This window comes from Nocardioides sp. (assembly GCF_041600255.1).
In the GTDB taxonomy this organism is placed as follows: domain Bacteria; phylum Actinomycetota; class Actinomycetes; order Propionibacteriales; family Nocardioidaceae; genus Nocardioides.
Genome location: NZ_JBFIKK010000200.1, coordinates 1 through 4,011, shown reverse-complemented (window position 1 = coordinate 4,011; position 4,011 = coordinate 1). Strand labels below are relative to the sequence as shown.

Here is a 4,011-nt window from a genome sequence, read left to right as displayed (position 1 = left end):
GGTCGGCGGGGTTGCGCAACCAGAAGTGGCAGGTCAGCGCGGGTGGATCAGTTCTGGTACGACCCGAAGTCGAAGTCGTCCAGAGCAACGGCCTGACCGCTGCCGGTGTTGCCGAACTCGTAGTCGTAGGAGTCGTAACCCGTGACCGAGTACGCCGCGGCGCGGGCCTCCTCGGTCGGCTCCACCCGGATGTTGCGGTACCGCTCGAGGCCGGTACCAGCCGGGATCAGCTTTCCGATGATCACGTTCTCCTTCAGACCACGCAGCGAGTCGGAACGGCCGTGGATGGCTGCGTCGGTGAGGACGCGAGTGGTCTCCTGGAAGGAGGCCGCCGACAGCCACGACTCGGTCGCGAGCGACGCCTTGGTGATGCCCATCAGGACCGGACGGCCCGAGGCGGGCTTGGTGCCCTCGGAGACCACGCGGCGGTTCTCCTCCTCGAACTTGACCCGGTCGACCAGGTCGGAGGGGAGCAGGTTCGTCTCGCCCGACTCGATCACGGTCACCCGGCGCAGCATCTGCCGGACGATGATCTCGATGTGCTTGTCGTGGATCGACACACCCTGGCTGCGGTACACAGCCTGGACCTCGTCCACCAGGTGCTCCTGGGCCTTGCGGACACCCAGGATGCGCAGGACGTCCTGCGGGTCGGGGGTACCGACCGTGAGCATCTGGCCGACCTCGATGTGGTCGCCGTCGGCGACCAGCAGGCGGGAGCGCTTGGAGACCGGGTACTCCTGGACCTCGGAACCGTCGTCAGGCGTGACGAGGATCTTGCGGGTCTTGTCGGTCTCCTCGATCTCCACGCGACCGGCGGCCTCGGAGATCGGCGAGCGACCCTTGGGCGAACGAGCCTCGAAGAGCTCGACCACACGGGGCAGACCCTGCGTGATGTCGTCGGCCGAGGCCACACCACCGGTGTGGAAGGTACGCATGGTCAGCTGCGTGCCGGGCTCACCAATGGACTGGGCGGCGATGATGCCGACCGCCTCACCGATGTCGACCAGCTTGCCGGTGGCCAGCGAACGGCCGTAGCACTTGGCGCAGGTACCGGTCTTGGCGTCACAGGTCAGCACGGAGCGGACCTTGACCTCCTCGATGCCGGCGGCCACGAGCTCACCGATCTTCACGTCACCGAGGTCCTCACCGGCGACGGCGAGGGTCTCGCCGGTCTCCGGGTGGGTGACCTCGACGGCCGCGGACCGGGCGTACGCCGCGGTCTCGGCGTTCTCGGCCTTGACGACGCTGCCGTCCTCGAGGCGCTCACCGATCCGCTTGGGCAGACCGCGCTCGGTGCCACAGTCGTCCTCGCGGATGATGACGTCCTGCGAGACGTCCACCAGACGACGGGTGAGGTACCCGGAGTCGGCGGTACGCAGGGCGGTGTCGGCGAGACCCTTGCGAGCACCGTGGGTGGAGATGAAGTACTCCAGGACCGAGAGGCCCTCACGGAAGTTCGCCTTGATCGGCCGCGGGATGATGTCACCCTTCGGGTTGGCCACCAGACCTCGCATGGCCGCCACCTGACGGATCTGCATCATGTTTCCGGAGGCACCCGAGTCCACCATCATGTAGATGGGGTTGGACCGGTCGAAGTTCTTCTCCATCGCCTTGGCGACCTCGTTCGAGGCCTGGGTCCAGATCTCGATGAGCTCCTGACGACGCTCCTCGTCGGTGACCAGACCGCGCTCGAACTGGGTCTGGACCTTGGCCGCCTGGGTCTCGTACTTCTCCAGGATCTGGACCTTGTCCTTGGGCGTGGTCACGTCGTCGATCGAGACCGTGACGCCCGAGCGGGTGGCCCAGTGGAAACCGGTGTCCTTGAGAGCGTCCAGGGACGCCGCGACCTCGACCTTGGTGTAGCGCTCGGCCAGGTCGTTGACGATCGCGCCCAGCGCCTTCTTGCCCACTTCGTAGTTCACGTAGGGGTAGTCGGCCGGCAGGGTGTCGTTGAAGATCGAGCGACCCAGGGTGGTGTCGAGCACCAGGGACTTGCCCTCTTCCCAGTCCTCGCCCAGCTCCATCTCCAGCGGCGGCACGATGCCCTCGTGACGGATCCGCACCTTGCTCTGCAGGGAGATCTCACCGCGGTCGAAGGCCATGACGGCCTCGGCCGGCGACGAGAACTGACGGCCCTCGCCGGGCTCGCCCTCGCGGTCGGTCGTCAGGAAGAACAGCCCGATGATCATGTCCTGGGTGGGCATGGTGACCGGACGGCCGTCGGACGGCTTGAGGATGTTGTTGGTCGAGAGCATCAGGATGCGAGCCTCGGCCTGGGCCTCCGCCGACAGCGGCAGGTGCACGGCCATCTGGTCACCGTCGAAGTCGGCGTTGAACGCCGAGCAGACGAGCGGGTGGATCTGGATGGCCTTGCCCTCGATCAGCTGGGGCTCGAAGGCCTGGATACCGAGTCGGTGCAGGGTGGGCGCACGGTTGAGCAGCACCGGGTGCTCGGTGATGACCTCTTCGAGGACGTCCCACACGACCGGGCGAGCGCGCTCCACCATCCGCTTGGCGGACTTGATGTTCTGCGCGTGCGACAGGTCGACCAGGCGCTTCATCACGAACGGCTTGAAGAGCTCCAGCGCCATCTGCTTGGGCAGACCGCACTGGTGCAGCTTGAGCTGCGGACCCGACACGATGACCGAACGGCCCGAGTAGTCCACGCGCTTGCCGAGCAGGTTCTGACGGAAACGTCCCTGCTTGCCCTTGAGCATGTCGGAGAGCGACTTCAGCGGCCGGTTGCCCGGACCGGTGACGGGGCGACCACGACGACCGTTGTCGAACAGCGAGTCGACGGCCTCCTGGAGCATCCGCTTCTCGTTGTTGACGATGATCTCGGGAGCACCCAGGTCGAGCAGGCGCTTGAGACGGTTGTTCCGGTTGATGACGCGGCGGTACAGGTCGTTCAGGTCGGAGGTGGCGAACCGGCCACCGTCGAGCTGGACCATCGGGCGCAGGTCCGGCGGGATGACCGGAACGGCGTCCAGCACCATGCCCTGGGGCTTGTTGCCGGTCTTGCGGAAGGCGTCGACGACCTTGAGGCGCTTGAGGGCGCGGACCTTCTTCTGGCCCTTGCCGTTCTCGATCGTGTCGCGCAGCGACTCGACCTCGGCCTCGACGTCGAAGTCCTCGAGGCGCTTCTGGATCGCCGCGGCGCCCATGAAGCCCTCGAAGTACTTGCCGAACCACGCCTTCATCTCGCGGTAGAGCATCTCGTCGCCCATCAGGTCCTGGACCTTGAGGGACTTGAAGGTGTTCCACACCTCGTCGAGGCGGTCGATCTCGCGCTGCGCACGGTCGCGCAGCTGCTTCATCTCACGCTCGGCACCGTCGCGGACCTTGCGGCGCGCGTCGGCCTTGGCGCCCTCGGCCTCCAGGGTGGCGAGGTCCTCCTCGAGCTTCTTGGTGCGGTCCTCCAGCGACTGGTCGCGACGCTTCTCGAGGCGCTCGCGCTCCAGACCGACCTTGTTCTCCAGCGAGGACAGGTCGTTGTGACGCGCCTCCTCGTCGACGGAGGTGATCATGTACGCCGCGAAGTAGATGACCTTCTCGAGGTCCTTCGGGGCGAGGTCGAGCAGGTAGCCCAGTCGGCTCGGGACACCCTTGAAGTACCAGATGTGGGTCACGGGGGCGGCGAGCTCGATGTGGCCCATCCGCTCACGACGCACCTTGGAGCGGGTCACCTCGACGCCGCAGCGCTCGCAGATGATGCCCTTGAAGCGGACCCGCTTGTACTTGCCGCAGTAGCACTCCCAGTCCCGGGTGGGACCGAAGATCTTCTCGCAGAAGAGGCCGTCACGCTCGGGCTTGAGCGTGCGGTAGTTGATGGTCTCCGGCTTCTTGACCTCGCCGTGGCTCCACCCGCGGATGTCCTCCGCGGTGGCCAGGCCGATCTGAAGCTGGTCGAAGAAGTTCACGTCGAGCACGATGGCTGCAACCCTACGTTGTACTGAGAATTAAGGAAGTAGAGGGAGGGGCGGAGGCCGGCGCCCCGCAGGGCGCCGGCGG

Annotated in this window: 1 protein-coding gene; it reads right to left on the bottom strand. The window is 66.3% G+C overall.

Translation table 11 applies throughout. The features are described 5' to 3' along the window. Window positions 1-47: 47 nt before the first annotated feature. A complete protein-coding gene (locus ABZE72_RS16075) occupies window positions 48-3,929 on the bottom strand; it encodes a DNA-directed RNA polymerase subunit beta' (protein WP_372730045.1) in 3,882 nt (1,293 codons plus the stop codon). Window positions 3,930-4,011 lie beyond the last annotated feature (82 nt).